Consider the following 21,991-nt stretch of genomic DNA (forward strand, 5'->3'; position numbering starts at 1 on the left):
CGGGGGCAATACCATCACGATCAATGGTGGTGGCAATACGGTCAGCGCTGCGAACGGAGATACTATTAATCTTTCCGGCAATGGCACCACCGGCGCGAATGGCGGCATTGATACGGTCAATATGTATTACGGCACGATCAACGTATCTGCGAATACCGACGTACAAGGCAATTACTCGGGTAATACGATCAATGTAGCCAATAACGATACGGTGAGTGTTTCCGGTAATGCCAACACAGTGACTTCCACTGGCAGCAATACGTCGATTTCCGTCACAGGTAACAATAACATCGTCAATGCGGTGGCTTCCGATACGGTTACCATTGCCGGTAACGGCGATACGGTCAACACGACCGGCGCAGCTACGATCTCTCTGTCCGGTTATAGCAACATTGTGAATGCCTATAGCGGCAGCAGCATTACGCTGGCGACCAATGCCACAGCGACTATCAACGGCTCCAATCTGACGATCCAAGGTAATGGCAACCACTACCAGTTTGCTCGCGGTGCAGGTCAGGACATCCTGACCAATGGCTTGTCCACGAATACCGGTCCGAGCGGTGAATTGGATATGGGAACCAATATCGCAAAGGACCAGATCTGGTTTGAGAAGGTAGGTAATAATCTGCAGGTCGATATTTTGGGCACAACCGATCACATGACGATCAACAACTGGTATAGCAATAGCTATTCTCAGCTGAGCAGCATCCACACCGCTGCAGGTAATGTGATCGATACCCAGATAGCGCAGCTGGTGCAGGCGATGGCAACTTACAGCGCTAATAACTCGGGTTTCAATCCCACCACCGCTACCGCCATGCCGACCGATCCGACGCTGCAAAGCACGCTTGCAGCAAGCTGGCATTGAGAGAGAGCACATCTATGCAGGAGCGAAAGAATCGCTCCTGCAATATGTCCCTTACGTTCAACAAAGAGTAATGTTGTCTAAGAAGGGCTATTGCAATTCATCAATAGGATATTATAGAGCCAGATTACGCAATATAAGTGTGTCTAAATTAGCTTGGCTATATGGCCGAGCCTTTAATTGTAGATCTTTTGCAAGAATTAGTATTGAAAATAACTAAAGATGTCCTATAATTAATTATTCGTAACACTATAATTGTGTTTAGAATCATCCCAGCAACAGCTGGGTTTTTTATTGCTTCCAGTATAGAAATCCAAATACGCTTAGTAAGAATGGCCAGAGATTGGCTGCCTACTAGGGCAAGGCTATTCTCATAAGATTTTCTTATTTCTACCAAGAAGGGGGATTGCAAAATCCTATAATTATACTATTATTGAATAATCGCGTCAGCAGTATTGCGTCTAGAATTTATATCCCACCTAAAGGTGGGTTTTTTATTTTTATCCAGTTTTTGTATTTAATCGGTTAGCGCCAACTAACTGTCTATGGGCTGCCCGAAGCTTTGTTGAAGGCATAGAAATCAGCTGAAAATTGTAAATTTCCTGATAAGGAGGTGATTATTATGTTAATCTAAAGTCTTAATGACGCAAACTCGCCTATAGTCTTGAGGACGCCATTATTGCGTCTTCAAAAATAAAAGCCCGCTTCTTAGCGGGCTTTTTTATTCCGGCGCACTTTAACATCCAGTTCAAAGTAGCGGTTAAGAGCATTCAAGCTTAACCATACTCCATATCCGGCTTAAGTACGAAACGCAGAGTAGCCGCATTTTATCTCCTTTCATACATACTTTTTTACGAATCCTGGGGCTTTGCGCTGTACTGGGAAATGGATGCTTATGCTGTGCCATTATATCCCAATCATTTCTATTGAGGAATTATATGCATAAAATTCAAATAGTGCCCATCAACTCCCTCAAGCCTTATCCTAATAATGCCCGTACACATAGTGACCGGCAGGTAACACAAATTGCCAGAAGCATCCGTGAGTTTGGATTTAATAATCCGATCATCACGGACAATGCGGGTATGGTTATCGCCGGCCATGGAAGATTACTGGCCGCTAAGCAGTTAGGACTGGCAGAGGTGCCAGTGATCTGCCTTGACCATATGAGTGAATCCCAGAAGAAGGCATATATCCTGGCTGACAATAAACTCGCCGAGAAAGCGGGCTGGGATAAGGAGATTCTGAAGATAGAGTTGGAGGGTCTTTTGGCATTCGATGCCGATATCGATCTGACAATTACAGGTCTGGAAACCCCGGAGATTGATCTGCTGTTCCATGAACCAGCAGTGAAGCAAGCCAAAAACCCTATCGATGAATTGCCTTTAGACAGTACCATTACGCCCCAGGTATGCAAAGGCGATCTCTGGCAGCTTGGGGGGCACCGTCTTTATTGCGGTGATAGTCTGCAGCAGGAAAGCTTTAATATACTGATGGGTGATAAGAGAGCCGACCTCGTATTCATCGATCCACCTTACAATGTGGCGATCGACGGCCATGTCTGTGGGAGCGGTAAGATAAAGCATGCAGAATTTGCCTATGCCTCGGGAGAAATGACCCCAAAGGAGTTCATGGGGTTTTTAACAAAGTCCTTTGAATTGCTGGTGCATTTTAGTCAAGACGGATCCCTGCATTATATTTGTATGGATTGGCGCCATGTATTGGAGATTAGCAGTGCGGGAACAGGTGTTTACGATTCGCTTAAGAATATTTGCGTCTGGAATAAGCAATTGGGAGGCATGGGCAGCCTGTACCGTTCACAGCACGAGTTCGTGTTTGTATTCAAGCATGGTAAAGCGCCGCATGTAAATAATATCGAACTCGGTAAGCATGGCCGTTACCGGACTAATATCTGGGACTATCCCGGTGTCCACGCCAATAATGGACATAAGGATGATCTAAAACTGCATCCCACGGTAAAGCCTGTACAGATGATCGCGGACGCTATCATCGATAGTTCCCGTCAGGGAAGCATTATACTGGATAGCTTTGCTGGAAGCGGTTCGACCCTGCTGGCAGCGGAAAAGACCAAGCGCAAAGCGTATGTCATCGAGTATGAGCCTCATTACTGCGACGTTATCCTGTATCGCTATGAAAAACTGACCGGCGTAAAACCGGTTCTATTGCAGGGAGGAGCCCATGCCTAAAGAATATAATATTGGGTACGGAAAGCCGCCTGCAACTACCCGGTTCAAACCCGGCCGGTCCGGTAACCCGAAAGGGCGTAAGAAAGGGGTAAAGAACTTTGCCAGTGTCTTTCAGGAGGAGTTGGAAGCATATATCACCATTACCGAAAATGGGGAGCGCAAAGCCATTCCAAAGAAATTGGCTATCATTAAGCAACTGATTAATAAGGCCTTAAGTGGAGACCCTAAAAGTATAGCCATGCTAGTAAATATCTATCGCCAGAATGATAACCACCAATCGGACACAAGAGCAGCCTCTATGGAAGAACTACTGGAGGAGGACCAAAAGATTCTGAAACATCACAGACGCGGGAGGGAAAACCATGATGCTATCTGAACCTACACCGAAACAAATATTTCATGCGCTATTGCGTAATGAATTGAGCGCTTTCATAGAGAAAACCTACTATACGGTCGATGGCAGTCAGGAATATATTTCGAATTGGCACATCGATCTGATTGCGGACGCCTTGAAAAAGTGTGAACGCGGTGAGAGCAGACGTTTGATCGTTAACTTGCCACCCCGCAGCCTGAAGTCGATTTGCGTTTCGGTAGCGTTTCCGGCATGGCTTCTAGGTCGGGATCCGCGGCGGCGCATCATTAATGTGAGTTATTCGGAAGAGTTGGCGGCGAAACATGCGAGAGATTGCCGCGCGGTTATAGAGTCTGATTGGTACCGCAACATATTTCCATATACACGCCTGAATCCCCATAAGCGCAGTGAAGGAGAGTTCGAAACCTTATCGCATGGTTATCGTCTTTCAACTTCCATTGGGGGCACCCTCACAGGGCGTGGTGGTGGCTTTATCATTGTAGATGATCCGCTGAAACCTAACGATGCGAATTCTGATACGAAGCGCAATCTTGTGAATAACTGGTTCGGCAATACGCTGTTTAGTCGATTGGATAATAAGGAAACCGGATGTATCATCATAGTAATGCAACGCGTGCATCTGGAGGATTTAGCGGGGTTTTTGCAGCAGCAGGGAGGATGGGAAGTGTTAAATCTTGCAGCCATTGCCCCTCAAGCGGAAACCCATATCTTAAGTGATGGCCGAAAATTTCATAGGGCGCAAGGAGAAGTGCTGAATCCTGCACTGGAAGCCGAATCAACCTTGACTGCGATTAAAGCCAATATCGGCAGCTATAACTTTTCTGCACAATACCAGCAGGAGCCTGTTCCGCAGGATGGTAATATTATCCAATGGAAGTGGTTTCCAGTCTACCAGGATATTCCCGCCAAAAGAGGGCGATGGAGCCGAATCGTACAAAGCTGGGATACGGCGATGAAAGCCCATGATGGCAGCGATTACTCGGTCTGTATTACGGCATGTGAAGTGGATAAAAAACTTTATATACTGGATATATACCGGGCCAAGCTGGATTTTCCTGAGCTACGAAAAAAGATTCCATCATTAAAGCAGCAATTTGGAGCAGATGTGGTCATTATCGAGGATAAGGGATCGGGGACGGGACTCATTCAGCAACTGCGCAGCGAAGGATTTGGGGTTATCGAGTATAAGCCAGTGGGAGATAAGAAGGATCGTGCGGTTGCGCAGTCGGCGCATATCGAAGGGGGAAAGGTCTATCTGCCAGAACACGCCTCCTGGCTGGAGGATTTCCGAATGGAAATCGCCTCCTTCCCCTATGGGCGCAATGATGACCAGATCGATGCTCTGTCACAGCTTCTCGATTGGGTATGGAAAAAGAAAGTGGGAATTCTTGATATACTTGCTGGCGACGATGATTGTGAGTTACCCATGTAATCAAGCATCGAGATCTTCGTTTGATCAGGTTTACCCTTATTTAACTTATATATTTTATTATTCATGTTTCAAAGTTATTCCGGAAGGAGTCCCATATGGCGTATGCAAACACTCCCGTTATTATTAGCGGGATAACAGGAAAGTCCATTACCTTGGAGGAACTCCGCGAGAGTGGAGTTCCCGCACTTCAATTTGCCGTAACTAATCAATATGATCTGGTGTGGTGGGGATCTAAAATGCACGGAAGTTGCTCGAGCGTGCGTGTATACCGCCCCCTTCCTCCTGATGATACTTGGTCGATTGTAAGTTATTGCGCTGTATATGGAAGCAATCCGCCACCGGGACCGGCCCTCATTGTACAAGAAGTAAACCGTGATCCACAGAATCCGATTCTAATGCCGCCTAATCCTCAGAATCCTTTTTTTGAAATATGGAATGACAGAGATACAGGGGGATCTCAGAATGGCTCCATCTGGATACCGCAAGCGCCTCAAGGATATTATTTCATTGGTAATGTTGCGAATGGACAAGGATATCAGGGGGCATTTACCGGATATGAGATGCCGATTATACCTGATTTAATGTGTGTACGTGCTGACCTCTGTACAGTAACGCAAGCTACCTATCAGATATGGAATGACCACACGTCCGGGGCATCTTTCGGAAATGCTGCCTTCTGGGCTCTAAATGGTATTCCGAATGCATTTGTGACAGGAACTGATTATGACGGCTATGAGGGCACAGCCTATATACCGAAAGGAGTACCCGCGATAGAATAGAATGCTTTCGAGTCATTTCTCTACGAGCATACTTGTAGCGTCGTTGGCTAAGAAAGAGCTGGACTTCCTCCCCAAAGGAAGCATTGCTGTTGTTACGGGCTGACCTCCATGGCCCGTAACACTAGCTCGGACAAGACTCTCCGGGCTTTGGGCAGTACAAGCGCCGGAATAGTTCCAGCGTATCAAATGGAGGATAATATGATAAAGAACGCAAAACCTACTGCCGTAGTGGCCACGAAAATCAAAGCGCCGCTAGGAAAGCCTCAGCCTGGAGAAGTGATCAGGAACCGCAGCAATAATGATCTACTGAAGCAGTCGAGGAAGGCTCCGGTGGCGCATAAGCCAGAAGTTCAGAATGCAGCGGTTCCAGAAGATCAGCTACCTTCTGCAGAAGTTGGTAAGCGGGGGTCGAAGCAGTCAATAATAATTAATCTGCTTATGCGTACAGAAGGGGTAACCCTTCCCGAACTAGTGCAAGCCACGGGTTGGCAGAAACACAGCATTCATGGAACACTGTCTGGGGTCCTAAAGAAGAAGCTCGGTCTGACCATTATCTCGGATCAGGAAGAAGAGCGGGGCGGGGTATATCGCATTCAGACAGTAAAGGCTTAGTGCTATGCCCACTATTTATAGTACGTACCTGCTACGTCATCTGCGGCATGTTATCGGTCAAAACATTCATCGACAGCGTAGCCAACGGAAGTTGACCATCCATAAGCTCAGCTTACGCACCGGCATCCCGGAATGGCTGCTTGATCACTACGAACTGGGAAAGAGTAATATCACCCTTGAAGCGATACTCCGGATTGCCTGCATACCGGAAGTAACAGTGGGGGAGTTGGTACACGATGGTAGGAGCAGTGCGGTATGAAGCACCTCGTGACTCAAGAGAACCTCGCCAGGGAACTGGCGAGGCTTCCCGGGATGGACCGCCAGGAGCTCGTAGAATACTGGCTAAAACTTTATAACGCGCTACCTCCTGCTAATTTAAGTCGTCGCTTGCTGCTATGGGGTACAGCTTATCGGTTGCAGGAAAAGGTGCTGGGAGGATTGCGGCCAGCTACTCGGCGACTATTAACCAAGATCGCTAAGGAGAACAAAGCGGTTGAGCAGCTTCAAAAAAACACTGCTCGAGTTGGTGCACAGCTGATCCGTGAGTGGAACGGCCGGACTTACGAAGTGACTATACTGGAAGACGGCGTGTTGTTCCAGGGCAAGCAATACCGGTCGCTTACGGAAGTAGCCAGCCTGATTACCGGTGTCAAATGGTCGGGGCCGTTATTTTTCGGGCTGCGTGGTAAACGACAGGTGAGGCGTTCATGACATTACGTTGCGCTGTATATACACGAAAATCCTCCGAGGAGGGATTGGAGCAGGATTTTAACTCCCTGCATGCGCAGCGTGAAGCTTGCGAGGCCTATATTACAAGCCAGAAGCATGAAGGCTGGCAGGTAATTAAAACCCTTTACGACGATGGCGGTTTTAGTGGTGGTAATATAGAACGCCCAGGATTGCAGATGCTGCTGGAGGATATTGAAGCGGGCAGGGTCAATATAGTAGTGGTCTACAAGGTAGACAGGCTAACGCGTTCTTTGGCGGATTTTGCCAAAATTATCGAGCGCTTCGAAAAGCACGGAGTTTCCTTCGTTTCGGTCACCCAGCAGTTCAACACAACTACCCCTATGGGGCGGCTGATGCTAAATGTGCTGCTCTCCTTCGCTCAGTTCGAACGTGAGGTTACCGGAGAACGCATCCGCGATAAGATTTCTGCCTCGAAAGCCAGGGGCATGTGGATGGGCGGAAACATACCTCTGGGGTATAAAGTGGAGGCTCGCAAACTAGTAGTTGTTCCAGAAGATGCCGATACAGTTGGACAGATATTCCAACGCTACCTAGAGCTGGGTTGTGTCCGCCTTCTGCAGGAGGATATTGTCCAGCAGGGGATTCGGTCGGTAAAGGGGCATTTTCTGTCCCGCGGTAGCTTGTATAAAATGCTATCTAATCCGATCTATATCGGTCAGATCCGTCATAAAGAGAAATGCTATACGGGACAGCATAAAGCAATCATCGATCAGGCATTGTGGGAGCAGGTGCAGGCCCGTCTGTCGAGTAATAAAAACGGTGAGAAAACCCGTTCCCAAAAAGTTCAGTCCGGTTTTCTAACCGGGAAGTTATTCGATAGCGCCGGTAAAAGGCTGGTGCAGGTGCAGGCTAACAAAAAGGGGAGGCGCTATCGATATTATGTGTCAGAAGGCATAACGAATGGTCCTGCGAAAGAATGTCCGGATGCGTGGCGATTACCAGCCCAGGAACTTGAAAATACCGTAACACAATGCGTTATACGCATGATGAATGACGATGGAGCAATAAGTTCTGTCTTGCATGATGCGGGGATATCCGGGCAGGATATTGCTATCGTCCTGAATGCGGCAATAGAGCACCAGAAAAAATTGGCCTCCGAGGTTCATAAGCATGAGGCATTGAAAGAGTTGGTTGAGCGGATCGAGCTGAAACCGGATCAGTTACATATCAGCCTAGATTTGAAATCCTTCTTTAATAGCAAATCAACTTCCCAGCCGCTTACCTTAAAGCAGGACATTATGATGCAAATGAAACGGCGAGGAATAGAAACCAAGCTGATTATTGAAGGAAACCATACGGCGAAAATTGATCCAATGCTCGTGCGGACTGTAGCGCAAGCATATACAAGGGCTGAAGAGCTATTTTCAGGAAAAGTTCCATCCATGGCTGCAATTGCGTCTCGGGAAGGGATTGATAAGGGAACACTTAGCAGAATGATGGATCTGGCATTTCTGGCCCCCAATATTGTGGAAGCGATAGCGGAAGGCCGTCAACCGCCAAAGCTTACTACTCAATGGTTATTAAGGAATACTCAATTACCCTTAGCATGGAAGCTACAGGAAGTCTTAACCATATAAATATCTATAGTTCTTTATTGAAATTCAACTTCAAGTTGACAACAATGTCCCTGGCGTATAAAAAACTCATAAAGAAATAACATGCCAATTTGGGGTATTATGAAGTTCTATCAAAAATCGATAGCGATTGTAACGACTTCTTGTTTGTTGCTTTGTTCCTGCGCTCATCCTGATCAAAATACCTATGGAGATAAGGAAGTAGGACATGATGCCGTAATTTTTCATGGTAGAGTTAAATCTGCACGCCAGGTTGATATAAAGGCCCAGAACACCGGAACGGGTGCGGCACTAGGTGCTGTAGGTGGTGGTGTTGCCGGTTCTACTATAGGAAGCGGCAGGGGATCGGTTATTGGTATACTAGCCGGGGCTGTTATTGGTGGCGTAGCAGGTGCAGCAGCAGAACAGGCTCTCAAAGACCGGCAAGGAATCGAATATATTATAAAGATTTCCGAAACGGGTGAGACTCGCTCTGTTGTGCAGAATATTGCAAAGACAGAGACGCCAATTGCGAAGGGACAATGCGTAATGCTGCAGGTAAGTGGTAGCTACCAACGCGTATTGCCAGATGATGACGAAGATGATTGCCCCGCACCGGTAGTGCATAAACAAAAGCATGTCAAAACCGTTATAAAACATCACGAAGCGGCGACAGAAGTCAGCGACGATCCCAATGAGTAAATAGTCGGATCTCTACGATTTTGGATTCCGTAAGTGTTACATAGAGTTTTTTACTAACAGGCTTTTCTTTATTCTTATTGCTACCTTATCTATAAGCTATTCTGTTTGCATTATTATTTAATGCCATCGAATAAGTCGCTGATGGCGATGCCTAATGCATGAGCGATTTTAATTATATTATCGATTGAAATATTGCGTTCGCCACGTTCTACATCTCCCATGTACGTGCGGTGGAGCCCGCACTCATAGGCAAAATTTTCTTGTGAAAAGCCTTTCTCTTTACGCAGCTTTCTTATGCGCTCTCCGAAACTCTTTCGTATCTTCTTGATTCTAGCTTCATCCATGAAGCCGGATTTTCAATCTATGATGTCTATAAGTCTACAGACTATAGGTGGCATTTTCTCTTGCATTTCAAAGTAATGACACTTATAGTCATCATTAGGTTGAGCTCTTAAAGAGCTAATAATGATGATAAAAAGGAGCTAAAGGGTGGCACTTGTTGCTTGCAAGGATTGTAATAAAGAATTCAGTATGGATACTGTAAGATGTCCCCATTGTGGTGCAAATCGGCCAGAAACCATCTGGAGCATAACTAAGAAAGTAGTAGGAGCTGCATTACTGGCAGGAATAGTACTTTATTATTTTAAAGTACCGGGATTCTATAAAGCTCAATCGGTAGAGTCACAAATGTCTCTGGATAAAATAATCCCTAATACCTGTCCGATAGAAAATATAGAGCTTAGACAAACTTCATGGCACACTTTGGAATTTGGCCAGAATGTCAAAGTGCTCGGTGAAATTTATAATGGCTGTGACGATGATGCGGGTGTTCAAATACAGGTAGTCTTCAAAGATAATAATGGTCATGTGGTCTCTGCTGATGAGCTATGGCCTGCTAGTGTTCGCAATATCCGTTCCCATGATACTTACTCATATGCTATAACACTTCAGCGGCCCTTAGTATCTGCTGATGAGAAATTGAAGATGTCAGTACATGTGTTAAAAACACATCGCTGGTAAACAAGAAAAGAATGGCGGTTATAAGATTGAGCAATGGCTAATAATTATTGCTTTTTTTATACTGCGTAGATCATGATCCACAATCAACATATATGAAACTTAATGCTAACGGCTCCCGTGTGTGCCATATCCACGAGCTGCACCTGTTTGTGTATTAGTCCTTCCAAGAATATTGCTCTCTCTTTGTTTACAGGCTAATTCCACCATCCTTTGAGCCATTCGATCAGCTCCATTATAATCCAACTCCAATGTAGGATCTGATTGCAAGGTACGGGTAGAATCCAGCGTTTCAGCAAGTCTCGTAGCAATAGTTTGCTGCTCCGATTCTGTAAGCGACTGGTCCCTTTTAAATTCTTCCTGAGGAAACTTCCTGGCAAGGCCATGCCGCTCTAATAAATCAGCGCGCATTATTTGTTCATCTGAGAAGCGGGGAACTGTTACGAAGGGCATGTTGTAATACAGTAATTCAGTGGTGACATTATAGCTGCCGCCAATAATAGCGCCTGCACAATTAGCAATATCGTTTGTAAAATCGGCAGAATTATAGGGTTTGGTAACAATGATCTTAGTTCCACTAGGATCAATATCCCTTGCCCTTTCAACAAGCTCTTGAAAAATAGGTTCGGGACATTTTTCCGAAACAACAATTTTCCAGGGATTATCACGGAACTGTGCGGAATGGCTGCGTGCTTCTATCGCTGTTTTAAATAACGCTTCATCACTTGGATTGTAGCCGCCGCCTGCAAATACCATAAGGGGACGTTCGGCATCATTTATAGTATCATCACGCACTGGTAGGTCCCGAATGACATTTCCCATATATTCTATAGGTGTGGTAATCTGATGCCAATCCTCCTGACAATCCTGCAATTTATTCATAACTCCATCGCTATGCACAAGAATATGATCGAAATCTTCTAATGCACCCAAAACACGTTGTGGATTATGGGAGTGCATTATATCCCTTCCCAAACAAATAAAGCTGGGATCTGCCGAGGTATCTGCGAAAGAACTTTTGAGTGCGTTCATATCATCGATACGATAATTAGAGCCTGCAAAAGGATATATATCAAAAACGACAATATCAGGTGTAAACTCTTCCGTAATGGCTTTCAGTTTATCTGCCCGCAATGCCTGATATTCCGTATCTTCCTTGTAAAGCGTTCCTTTAGGGGTAATATATTGTTTGCCTTTTTCGGGATCTCTCCTGGACAGTACGGGCGGGAGAGAATGCTGCTTTACCCCTTTCATATCGAATATACCTTCTGAAGCTTTGGCAGTGCTGGACGCAATGCATACATCCGCCCCCATATCACGCATGCGACTACATACTTCGGCGGCTGTATTAAAGTGTCCAAAGCCATTGGTAGAATCCACCATGAACAATATGGATGGAGGACGTCCATGTCGTTCTGTCCATTGTGCAATTTCATCTTTATTAATGCTAACCATATATAATTCCTGTGATTTAAGTGTGTTTCCGGTCTTGACTGCAGTACCCCATCCTTTTCATTTTCTCTATGATATGCGGAGGAGGAAACGAGCCGTAACCTGATTCTAATATTGTGCCATATCTCTTGATATCGCCGCCGATTCTTTTCATATCGCGCTCAAATTGCCTCAATTTGAATGGGCTGACATCGACAAAATACCATGCAATTCTGTTGGTATGGTCTCTTGCGAGTAAAAAACTAATCAGGGGCACCTTACGAGAGTGCTGTGCGGTATATCCCATATTATCTCTCATGCTGAATCTGTCCCGGAACTTCTATATAAATCGCTGGCTGAGGCGTTCCTGGCTTATCCTGCGACTGGTGGATATATTGATTGAACAATTTCTGAATAGTTCTAACTTCATGTTCAGCCGACCATTTTCTATCAAAGACTTCTCTGATGCGAGTCCGAGCTAATTGACCGATGCTATGCACCGCTTCGACAGCGCGCGTTATAGCCTCTTCTTCTGTATCTGCAGATATCTTAAAACCTGTAACTCCCTCATCTACAATTTCCTCGACGGCACCGACCCTAATATCACCAAGCCTGGAGAATCCAATGACCGGTGTGCCAGAAGCCATAGATTCAATCATAATCAGCCCAAACGGCTCTCGCCACGAAAGCGGCATTAAGGTGGCGTCGGCATTGGCATATAAACGCTTCTTCTGTGCATCATTTACCTCGCCCACAAAGATCACTGGTGGTTTGGCTCTACCCGGATGTTCGGAATAGAACTTATCTTCTATTGCTTTAATGATCTTTTCTACTTCTTCGGGCTTTTTATCTGCAATCCGTTCCGGAAGAGTCTCATCATAAATATCGATATGGGGCTGGACCTTTTCATCAAAATACTCTTGTTTTCCGTATTTTGTGGTTCCGGCTATAATTAAAGTTTTTCTAGAACGCTGCGCAATCTCTATCGCTCGATGGGTACCCTTATATTCGGCAAATCTTCCAATAGAAAGCAAGTATCCGGCAGATTGATCCGTAGCTGGCCAGTTTTCTGCGAAAAGGCCATGATGCGCGACTCCTAGAATATCAACATCGGGCATCTTATGGAGAATATTATCTGCATGATCTTGGGATAAGGCTATAATGGGATAAGGATATTTTTTCTCCTGTGTTCCTGAAGAAGTTCTCGTATGCGCGGTATGCTCATGAAGAATAACATTCTGTAATCCTCCTGCTGCAAGGTAATCCGCACGTTTTCTGTCATGCAAGTGGACCACATCGGAAGGGTGTTCATGTTCATCTGCTATCAGCAAATCCAGTAATTTCGTATTCGCTTCTAAGTCTCGAGTTGCATTCTCTCCCGTTGTACGAAGGGTTACAGTGCCCCAACTCCCATTTTGGTTCTGAATACGTATTGTAGAATAATCCCGGCTTATCTCGGACTGTAGTTTCAATGCATCTGCAATATCTTTTGTATAATTGATAATGTCAGAATCTGCGGGGGCATATAACGTTACATCGTCTGCGCATAAAGCGGCCTGCATGGCTGTGAGCTGCGCCATAACACGCTCCGTACCTCCATATCCCAAAGGAGGTACGACGTTATTTTGAGATCGAATGCGGGCAATCTTCATACGTAATAAACCAACACGAATGCACTAATCATTTTTATGATCGGTGTTCTCACGCACTTTGCGAGGATACTGCTTGCTAAGAGCATCGTAGACGTTTTTATATAATTTCGCCGATTCGGATAGGAACAGTTGTTCAGTTGCAGTCGTTAAGTGTTTATCCGGAACAGCTAAAGGCTTTGTGTATATGGTTTTCTTATGCATAATTATACCCTGTGATAAATAGTTCTTCGGCTTTCTTCTACGCCTTCTTTAATGAATTTTCCTAGCGTGCCAGGGCTTATTGGTGGTTTTTCAAGCATTGTAGAAAAACTATCCAACCCCTCTCTAACATCATTTCCGTCTCCTATTGCTTTTTTAAGATCATTAAACCATTTCACTTCATCTCTATCTTCGCCGTTGATTAACATGGCAATAATGTAGAGCGCTTCCATGTTGGTAATAGTCTGACGACTTAATCCGACTAGGCTAAGGCTTCGATCGAGATCATTCTTATATTTTCCAGCGTCTTGATTAAAATGGTCTGCGCATTTTTCCAGTGCTGCATCTAAGGCTGTTAATATGGGAGGACTTATTCGCAGATCCTGGCAAAGATTATGGCTTGATAGTGCGGCATAACCAATAATATCAATAGGAACAGAATTGCCTATATTGTGTAGGGCCCATGCTACTCCCCCAGCTTGAATATGCTCATCTGCCAGTAATACCATATCACCTGGGTGAAACTCGGATGGATCAAATACAGGATGAGATGTTAATCTGCTGACAATACCAGCGGTAGTGCGAGGAACTCTATCACTCACAAGTGAGATCATCGGTCGATCGTTCCTAAAAACTATCTGACTTTCAAGGCCTCTCTCCTCTAAGCGCTGATTAAGCCGTTCGGTTATTTCAATACCATATGTCAAGGCCATGTAATTAATGTTAACACCAGGGCGTGTGGTATCTTTTACAGGGCTGGCAATATGGACAACGGCTGGCAATTGGGAAGAAAATGTGCCGTTTGTTTTAGATAATACATTATCAATAATGGCATCCAGTGATTCGGTATTAAGCCAGCTATCTACCACCAGTCGAGATGCCAGCATTCTCACATCATCCGGTGCTTTTGACCGCCATGGATCAAAATCTTGACCATCTAGAAACTTTCCACGTTTTGCAATATGGCGTAACTCTAGCGTTTGATCTGTACTATCGGCACTATTCACAACCGGAACCTCTGTTTCGTAATGGCCAGAGAAAACCCTGGATTCTTCTCCTTTCACAAAGGGTTCCCGTGTCTCAAATTTTTGCCCTCTTTCCTTATCAATTTTCCTGAGTAAACTGCCTTTATTACTGTGGTAGAACGTATCCAGAATTAAAATAGCCTGCTCCAGTGACTCACTTTTATTGGCGCGATATAAATCATAATTTGTAATTCGTATCCCTGAATCGGCAGAGTATTTTAAATATTCAGCACCAGTCTTTTTGTCTGTAAAACTAATGTCGGAAATAGTGAGTGCCAATTTATTAAAAATATCTACGGGATCAGCATGAACGTTAGCATTACTATAATAATCAATGGATGATTTTTGGGCTAGATCGAGAAATTTAGGAAGATCACGAATATCCAGAAATCCTCTTTTTAAGTCTGCATGGGCAATAACAGGTTTTATTTTATCAGGCGATGTTCCATCTAAAACCTTAATCTTTGTATTCGTGCCGACATTATGAATGAGCAGTGAGATGATGTACTGAGAAGATTTATGATGTCCTTCAATAACCTCTTCTTCTAAACTTAAACGCCCATGGTTTACTCCCGGGATTCCCTCAACATCATGCGCTCTTTTTAAAACGCGACTCTTTGCTTCTTCATAAGGAACATGAATAAATATAATACTTTCACGTGCATTCCTGGAGGAAAGAAGTTCAAATTGCTTAGGAGTGATAACCGAAGAATCGATTACGAGGTTTGGTAATTGCCCCTTTTGAGACAGCTCACCTATAAATCTCCACTGCATATCTTTAATGACGCGCGCTTCATCCTCTGTAAACCGACCATAATCCTCGAGATATTTTTCTGAAGCGCCGTCCCGGCGTGCAGCTGCTTGATGCTCTAATAGTAAAGGCCTCAATACATCTATATTTAAGCATGCTGGCGTATCATTACAGCGGGTTATTCTATCTTTAACGATATCCGCTCGTAATGTTGTTTTCCCGGAGCCTTGCCCACCAATAACGGCGATATGTTTTCTTTTTGTTGTATCACTTGCAGCCAAGAGCTCTAAGGGTGAATCAGGAGAAGAGGCACACGTCTCAATCGCTTGTAGCACAAATGGCTTGAGTTTATTGACTGCCATTTTGTTATAAAGATGGGACGCGGTTAAAAGGGAAGTAAGTTCTTTTGTATCAACATGAGGGCTATCAATCATGCCTAAGTTTGCTCTTAAAGATATCAAGCGCCTTATTCGTAATGCTGCATCCGCAACTTCATTATGCGGAGGCGAAGGTGGTTCCTCAGAAAATATTTCTTCGACTGCATTAGCCGCATTCTGCCTAATGCTTTCCCTTTCTTGGATTATTTCTTGTCCCAACTTTTCCATAGAAGGAAGAATGGTACTATAATAGAGGCTGTTAACAGTATCTAAATACTGCTGATCATCTGCTACCTTGACTTTCAAGGGCACTAAGGCTGCAGTTAACTGTAATGCGATGCGTTCCGGTCTGGCTTCAATAAATTTGGATATAGGAAGCCCTGTGGCTTCACTCATATCACGCAGCCAAGCGTGGTTATTAGGAAAAACATTCTCATTATTGAGAATGGTATAATTTTCTAATTGATCATCAGGCTCTGAGCGTAGTGCAGCTGTTCCGTAACGTGGTCTATACATTGTACTTAATATCCCTAACCAAATTTGCGGCGCGGATAATAAGTATAATGTGTTAAAGAAGTATGAACTGCTTTGTCCCAATTCAGATAAATCAAGTAACCTTTGCGTAATTAAATTTCTTAAAACGCTCTATTTCGCATACAGAGCTAGTAAATGAAATCTGTCGTTTCAGCGGATATAATTGGTAGCGTTTGAGTTTATAAGCATGTTCACAGGACGTTTGTATAGAAAGAGAGAAAAACATCCCTGCTAACTAGTAGATAATCCCTGTTCTACAGAAAAAAATTCCCTGTTATGTTTTTAGGGAATTTGAAGATAACTATCTAATATAACGCTGTTTTCTATATCGCCCGAGAATGATGTGCCTTTGAAATACTAGAAATTCCCTGTTTTTTCCCTGATAAACAGGGAATTTGATGCGGAGACTGGTTCGCGGTAGACTCCGTCCACTACCATTTACACATTCGCCAGGCTCCGTTAAAGCCCGCCAAACCTATACTCCATATAACCGTCGGAACCTACCCTCAAGTCATTGGAAAATTGACTGCCATTGGGCGCATAAAGACTAATCCATCTCATGTCTATACTTTCAACCGACGGGTTTATATAAGATAAAAGCATAATAAAAATATTTTTATATTTCAATAAATTAAAACATATCTATTTTATTCGATAAGGTATACGCTCGTTTTCCATTCGATATTATTTGAATGCAACTGAAAGGCTATTTTATGACAACCTCAACCTCTCCCACCCCGCAAAAGGATGACGCAGAGAAAAATGGCCCCTCTGTGCCAGCAAACGATACCAATAAGAAACAGGAAACGAATAATGCTCCTGCTAACAGTGATAAGAAATAGCATTGGCTTATACTAAGTAGCAGTCTCTGCAGAGACTGCTACACTTCTTTAGTTATTCCCTATACGAACCGGGCTTATGCCAAAGAATATTGAAGTTGTTCATCTCGAATGAACGGAAAGAATCCATGATGACTTTGATAGATCGCGGCACCAAACACACCTGTGCAAGTTGTGCCACTCGATTTTATGATCTCAATAAGCAACCGGCAATTTGCCCCACTTGCGAAAAGAAAGTTTCCGTAATAGCAAAAACGGTTATTGTACGGCGTAATCGCCATAGAAAAAAGGAATAGGTTCGCTATAGAGTTTATCCATTACTATAAATGTTAGCGCTTTTTCCGGTTAAGTGTCTTCGCTTTGCGTTTTTGTTCAGGCTCCACGAACATTTCCTGCAGCTTATTGCTTCTTTCAACATCGCCTGCGGCCGTCGGGCGTCTTGTGCTGAGGTCGAACTGATCTCCGTCGCTGAGTACATGCAGTCTCACATCGGATATGGATAATGTCCGCTTTTCTTCGCCATCGGTAATATTGGAACATGTGACGCTTGCGCCGTCCACCACATACACCGCGCCTGCGCCCAACACAGTGAATTTTCGCTCTTTGACGATGATGGCGGTATTTTCATCAATACCGATACCGAGAATACGCGGATTCAGTGCAACCGCGCCCAGAAGGCGGCCAATGCGCCCGCGTTCGGCAAAATGCTGGTCGATAATGACGTCGCGCAATAAGCCCAGTCCGGCAGCCATGTGCAGATCGCCGATACGGTGCGATTCGGAATTCGATCCACGAATCAGCATGACTTCACTCATCACAGAGGCCCCTGCGGAGGTTCCCGCAATCATGCCGCCATTGTTGAATATCTCATGAATACGTGTTTCAAAAGGCGTATCGCCAATCTGGCTGCTGATGCGCAATTGGTCTCCGCCGGAGAAGAAGACGCCGTCAATATCATCAAAGAGACGAAGTTTTTCTTCGCTGGCGGATTCCGCACGATCCGAGATGTACAAGTGCCTCAGTTCATGAATGCCGAGCTTTGCAAATGCGATTTTATATTCCTCGAAATAATCTTCCGGCACTTCCGACGCAATAGTAGCCAGCAGCAGCTTGTCGCCATGCACATGCTTGGCAACTTCCTTCAGGATAACGCATTCGCCTTCTTTATCCTCATGGCCGCCGATAATGATAAGCGTGCCATGTTTTCTGGAATTAGGCATATTCAGCGCCTTTTTTTAAGTACACTTTCGGCTCAGGACTTTCTTCCCATGCCATACCGACTGCGAAACCCGGACTGTTATGCGCCCAGGTAAGATGGCCTTCCGCGGTGATGCCGATGATGCCTGCCTCGCCTTTGACTTTATCCAGGAGTTTGATCGCATATTCCGCTGCTTCATTGCTGGACATGGCTTTAAAGTAATGCAGGCACTCGGAGGCAAGCAATACACGCGCAATGGCCTCGCCTTCGCCGGAACAGCTGATAGCTCCGCGCTTGTTGTCGGCGTAAAATCCGCATCCAGGTAGAGGCACATCGCCCACGCGCCCCACGCGTGTGCCGCTCAGTCCGCCGGTAGAAGTGGCTGCCGCCAGATTACCTTGCTTATCCCTTGCCACACAGCCTACGGTGTCGCATTCAGTGGCCTTCTTGGCTGCGGCAGGGGGTGATACCTGTTCGAATCCCTGGGATTGTGCAAACCTCATCGCACCTTCGCCGATAAGAAAGATTGCTTTGTCTCGCAGTAATGCCCGCGCGACTGAAACCGGATGTTCGATATTTTTAAGACCGGCGACGGCCCCGATATCAAGCGTTGCGCCGTCCATAATGGAAGCGGTAAGCTCGATATTGCCTTCCTCATTGCGGACAGCGCCATAAAGCCCGGCATTGTAAGCAGGATCATTCTCCAGTTTTTTGACCACTTCCTCTACCGCTTCAAGCGCCGTCCCGCCTTCCGATAGGATACGGCTGCCGATCATAATAGCTTCATGCAGCCCTGCACGATTGCATTGCTCTTCCTGCGGCTCAATGGATTTTGCGCCGCCATGCGCGATTAACGACCAGTGCACGGGATCAGACATAGGTTTGCATTTCCTTTAAAGAGGATGAATGATGCGGATGCTGGAAATCAGGTTTGAATTCCATCACCTGTTTCCAGCATTGCTCGACATCGCTGGGAGTCAGGATCACTAAATCGCCCGGCCGTGCTTTTTGAAGGCACAATTCCGTTGCGTCTTCTTCCGAATAAACGCCGATAATATGCTCATCCCCGCGTCCGGCCAGACGGGCTCCCTCGCAAAGCAACCGCACGATCTCGCCATCCGGGCGGCCGCGTGTATCCGGTTTTTCGCGGAACACGGCCAGATCCAGTTCTTTCCCGGCAATACGGCCTACTTCAAGTATGTCTTCATCCCGCCTGTCTCCCGGCGTGCTGACATGACCGATAACGCGTAAGTAATTTCCTCTCATATGCCGGATCATGCGAAAGAATGCGCGCAGGGCAGCGGGATTATGCGCATAGTCCACAATAATCCTGAAACCGTGCCCGTCATGGATATTGAAGCGCCCGGGGTTCTGCTCGTAAGAAGAGCTGAACGACATAAGGGCGGAACGCATGACTTGCGGATCAATATCAAGCCCGCTTGCAATGGCAATGGCCGCGAGCGCATTTTCGATGTTAAACGCAGCCGCGCCGGAATAAGTGGCCGGAATCTCATCCGCTGCCACAATCGGGATGCGGATGCCGTCACGGTACATGACCAATTGCGCTTTGCCGCCGATCGTCTCACGGGAAACACAGCGCCCTCCCTTTTCCAGATGCTCGCGCAACGGTCCCCCTTTGGCACTGGACATAGAGAAATAACACACCGAACCGCCTGCATGCTCCGCCATGGCTAACGTGCGCGGATCGTCGGCGTTAAGAACGCTTATCCCTCCGGAGTGGACGGATTCCACCACGACGGATTTAATCGCAGCCAGATCTTCTATGGTTTCAACGCCGCTGATACCGATATGGTCTTCCGTCACATTCAGCACCGCGCCGATATCGCAGTCCATTACACCGAGCCCTTCGCGGATAATGCCGCCTCGCGCCGTTTCCAGCACGGCGACGTCGATAGTAGGATCTTTTAGCAGCATGCGCGCGCTTTTCGGCCCGCTGGCATCGCCTTCCCAGATACAATCATCGCCGACATACACACCGGATGTGGAGGTGAATCCTACCTTCAGCCCCGATTGCCGCAGGATATGCGCTACCATCCGCACCGTGGTGGATTTGCCATTGGTCCCGGTGATCGCAATAACAGGTGCCCTGGTTTTCTGATGGGCGGGAAATAAAGCGGAAATAACAGGTTTTGCGACGTCACGCGGACGGCCTTCTGCAGGATAAAGATGCATGCGGAAGCCGGGAGAGGCGTTGACTTCAACAATGCCGCCCCCCGTTTCGCGCCATGAACGGCTTATATCCGGCACGATCATGTCGATGCCCGCAACATCAAGGCCGATCATCAGGGATGCCCTGCGTGCAATGCCCGCATTATCCGGATGCATATCGTCGGTGCGATCGATCGCTGTTCCTCCGGTCGAAAGATTAGCCGTTGCCGCGAGCACAACATGCTGTTTAAGCGCAGGCACACTTTCCAGAGTCATGCCGGAGCGGGCCAGCCATGCGATAAGAGCATCGTCTACCTTGATGCGTGTCATAACATCTTCATGACCGTCGCCACGGCGTGGATCATCATTCACCTTTTCGATAAGCGCGGCGATACTGTCCCGTCCATTGCCAATCACATGGGCGGGTACACGCTCAGCAGCGGCGATAACTTCCCCATTTACGACAAGCACGCGGTAATCTTTGCCGGTATAGTGTTTTTCAATGATAACATAATGAGAAAGCTCTTTTGCTTTATTGAAGGCTTCCGTCACCATCTCGAGCGTATGAAGGCAGGTGCTGACGCCACGGCCATGGTTACAATCAAGCGGTTTAATGGTGATAGGAAAACCAATATTTCTTGCAACTTCCAAAGCGCCTTCCACCGTGCGCACTGCTTCGCCTTCGGGAACGGGAATACTGACTCCCCTCAATATTTTCTTGGTTAATTCCTTGTCCGATGCCGTTTCAACCGCCATGTTAGAGGTGGTGCTGGTAACGCTTGCGCGGATAAGCTTGCGGTATTTGCCCGTACCCAGCTGCACCAGGCTTTGTTCATCCAGCCTGAACCAGGGTATATCCCTGCGCTCCGCTTCATCTACGAGCGACTGGGTAGTCGGGCCGAATTTTTCTGCCCTGACCAACCTGCGTAATTCAGCAAGGGCTTTTTCCAGATCGAAACCACCTGTATCGGGCAGGCTATAAACTTTCTCAACTCCCTTAAACTGATTGAAAGGAGAGGGGAGCAGGGAAGCCACCAGATCCAGCGCAGCACGACCGGCATAAAGCCCTGCCTCCTCGAAGCGATAAGTATACATGATGTTGTAATGGCCCGGCTTGCCCTTGACGGAGCGCGTCTTGCCGCGCGTTACCTGCAGGCCCGCCATAGTCTGCAATTCAATAGCCACATGTTCGATGATGTGACCGATCCATGTGCCTTCATGGAGCCGTTCCACAAATCCGCCTGCTTTTCTCCTGGAACAGGTATGCTCATGGAGGCCGGGCAGGCATGCCACTAATTTTTCCGTAAACCCCGAAAGTTTATTGGAAGGCCAGTCTTCCAGCGCTCCCAGATCCACCTGCAGGCGGATCATCGGTTTGTGGCTATAAAGATGAGGGCCACGATAAATTCTGCATTCTAAAACATGTAAGGGGGGTGAAAGTACATCTTTGTTTGCATTTGACGCAAGCACCGGAAATTCAGCAATCGCTTGTCCCATTGTTATCCCTGGTTGGTTAATAGTGTCCAC

Annotated in this window: 18 protein-coding genes; 11 read left to right on the top strand and 7 right to left on the bottom strand. The window is 46.3% G+C overall.

From position 1 onward, the window contains the following. The 9 genes from VFT64_02235 to VFT64_02275 form a co-directional block, all read left to right on the top strand. Positions 1-868, top strand: an 868-nt coding sequence (locus VFT64_02235) for a DUF3060 domain-containing protein (protein ID HEU5046640.1), incomplete at its 5' end; no start/stop codon positions are given. Between the two features lie 935 nt (positions 869-1,803). Further along, a complete protein-coding gene (locus tag VFT64_02240) occupies positions 1,804-3,072 on the top strand; it encodes a DNA methyltransferase (protein ID HEU5046641.1) in 1,269 nt (422 codons plus the stop codon). Continuing rightward, positions 3,065-3,448: a DUF5681 domain-containing protein gene (locus tag VFT64_02245; GenBank protein HEU5046642.1), complete on the top strand. Its 384-nt coding sequence runs from the start codon at positions 3,065-3,067 to the stop codon at positions 3,446-3,448. The genes VFT64_02240 and VFT64_02245 overlap by 8 nt, the downstream gene beginning before the upstream one ends. Further along, on the top strand, positions 3,435-4,877 hold the full coding sequence (gene terL / locus VFT64_02250) for a phage terminase large subunit (protein HEU5046643.1): 1,443 nt from the start codon (positions 3,435-3,437) through the stop codon (positions 4,875-4,877). Before VFT64_02245 ends, terL begins: the two co-directional genes overlap by 14 nt. A 95-nt stretch (positions 4,878-4,972) precedes the next feature. Beyond that, positions 4,973-5,656, top strand: a complete 684-nt coding sequence (locus VFT64_02255) for a Vps62-related protein (GenBank protein HEU5046644.1) — start codon at positions 4,973-4,975, stop codon at positions 5,654-5,656. Between the two features lie 198 nt (positions 5,657-5,854). After that, complete coding sequence (locus VFT64_02260; GenBank protein ID HEU5046645.1) at positions 5,855-6,268, top strand: DUF3489 domain-containing protein; 414 nt, start codon at positions 5,855-5,857, stop codon at positions 6,266-6,268. 255 nt (positions 6,269-6,523) lie between these two features. Then, positions 6,524-6,979 carry a DUF2924 domain-containing protein gene (locus VFT64_02265; GenBank protein HEU5046646.1) on the top strand — a complete coding sequence of 152 codons (456 nt, stop codon included), beginning with the start codon at positions 6,524-6,526 and terminating at the stop codon, positions 6,977-6,979. Then, complete coding sequence (locus VFT64_02270; GenBank protein ID HEU5046647.1) at positions 6,976-8,595, top strand: recombinase family protein; 1,620 nt, start codon at positions 6,976-6,978, stop codon at positions 8,593-8,595. The genes VFT64_02265 and VFT64_02270 overlap by 4 nt, the downstream gene beginning before the upstream one ends. 81 nt (positions 8,596-8,676) lie before the next feature. Beyond that, positions 8,677-9,273 carry a glycine zipper 2TM domain-containing protein gene (locus tag VFT64_02275; GenBank protein ID HEU5046648.1) on the top strand — a complete coding sequence of 199 codons (597 nt, stop codon included), beginning with the start codon at positions 8,677-8,679 and terminating at the stop codon, positions 9,271-9,273. 113 nt (positions 9,274-9,386) lie between these two features. Here VFT64_02275 and VFT64_02280 read toward each other — a convergent pair whose 3' ends face one another. Continuing rightward, positions 9,387-9,617, bottom strand: a complete 231-nt coding sequence (locus VFT64_02280) for a helix-turn-helix transcriptional regulator (GenBank protein ID HEU5046649.1) — start codon at positions 9,615-9,617, stop codon at positions 9,387-9,389. A gap of 145 nt (positions 9,618-9,762) precedes the next feature. Here VFT64_02280 and VFT64_02285 point away from each other — a divergent pair, with 145 nt between their 5' ends. Next, positions 9,763-10,293 carry a hypothetical protein gene (locus VFT64_02285; protein ID HEU5046650.1) on the top strand — a complete coding sequence of 177 codons (531 nt, stop codon included), beginning with the start codon at positions 9,763-9,765 and terminating at the stop codon, positions 10,291-10,293. Positions 10,294-10,398: 105 nt separating this feature from the next. Here the strand turns inward: VFT64_02285 and VFT64_02290 are convergent, their stop codons facing one another. From VFT64_02290 to VFT64_02300, 3 genes are all read right to left on the bottom strand, one after another. Continuing rightward, positions 10,399-11,745 (bottom strand): hypothetical protein, encoded by a 1,347-nt coding sequence (locus VFT64_02290; protein HEU5046651.1) that lies wholly within the window; start codon positions 11,743-11,745, stop codon positions 10,399-10,401. A gap of 284 nt (positions 11,746-12,029) precedes the next feature. After that, a complete protein-coding gene (locus tag VFT64_02295) occupies positions 12,030-13,301 on the bottom strand; it encodes a glycosyltransferase (protein HEU5046652.1) in 1,272 nt (423 codons plus the stop codon). A gap of 275 nt (positions 13,302-13,576) precedes the next feature. Next, positions 13,577-16,240 carry a hypothetical protein gene (locus VFT64_02300; GenBank protein HEU5046653.1) on the bottom strand — a complete coding sequence of 888 codons (2,664 nt, stop codon included), beginning with the start codon at positions 16,238-16,240 and terminating at the stop codon, positions 13,577-13,579. 731 nt (positions 16,241-16,971) lie between these two features. Between VFT64_02300 and VFT64_02305 the strand changes: the two genes are divergently transcribed. Then, positions 16,972-17,100 carry a hypothetical protein gene (locus VFT64_02305; protein HEU5046654.1) on the top strand — a complete coding sequence of 43 codons (129 nt, stop codon included), beginning with the start codon at positions 16,972-16,974 and terminating at the stop codon, positions 17,098-17,100. A gap of 326 nt (positions 17,101-17,426) precedes the next feature. Here VFT64_02305 and VFT64_02310 read toward each other — a convergent pair whose 3' ends face one another. The 3 genes from VFT64_02310 to cphA are packed head-to-tail and all read right to left on the bottom strand — an operon-like array spanning position 17,427 to position 21,961. Beyond that, positions 17,427-18,317, bottom strand: coding sequence for a cyanophycinase (locus tag VFT64_02310; GenBank protein ID HEU5046655.1), 891 nt, complete (start codon positions 18,315-18,317; stop codon positions 17,427-17,429). Continuing rightward, on the bottom strand, positions 18,310-19,173 hold the full coding sequence (locus VFT64_02315) for an isoaspartyl peptidase/L-asparaginase family protein (GenBank protein ID HEU5046656.1): 864 nt from the start codon (positions 19,171-19,173) through the stop codon (positions 18,310-18,312). The genes VFT64_02310 and VFT64_02315 overlap by 8 nt, the downstream gene beginning before the upstream one ends. Continuing rightward, entirely contained in the window at positions 19,166-21,961 is a 2,796-nt protein-coding gene (gene cphA, locus VFT64_02320) for a cyanophycin synthetase (protein ID HEU5046657.1), read from the bottom strand. Before cphA ends, VFT64_02315 begins: the two co-directional genes overlap by 8 nt. Positions 21,962-21,991: the final 30 nt, after the last annotated feature.

Source organism: Rickettsiales bacterium (assembly GCA_035765535.1).
Taxonomy (GTDB): domain Bacteria; phylum Pseudomonadota; class Alphaproteobacteria; order Rickettsiales; family JABCZZ01; genus JABCZZ01.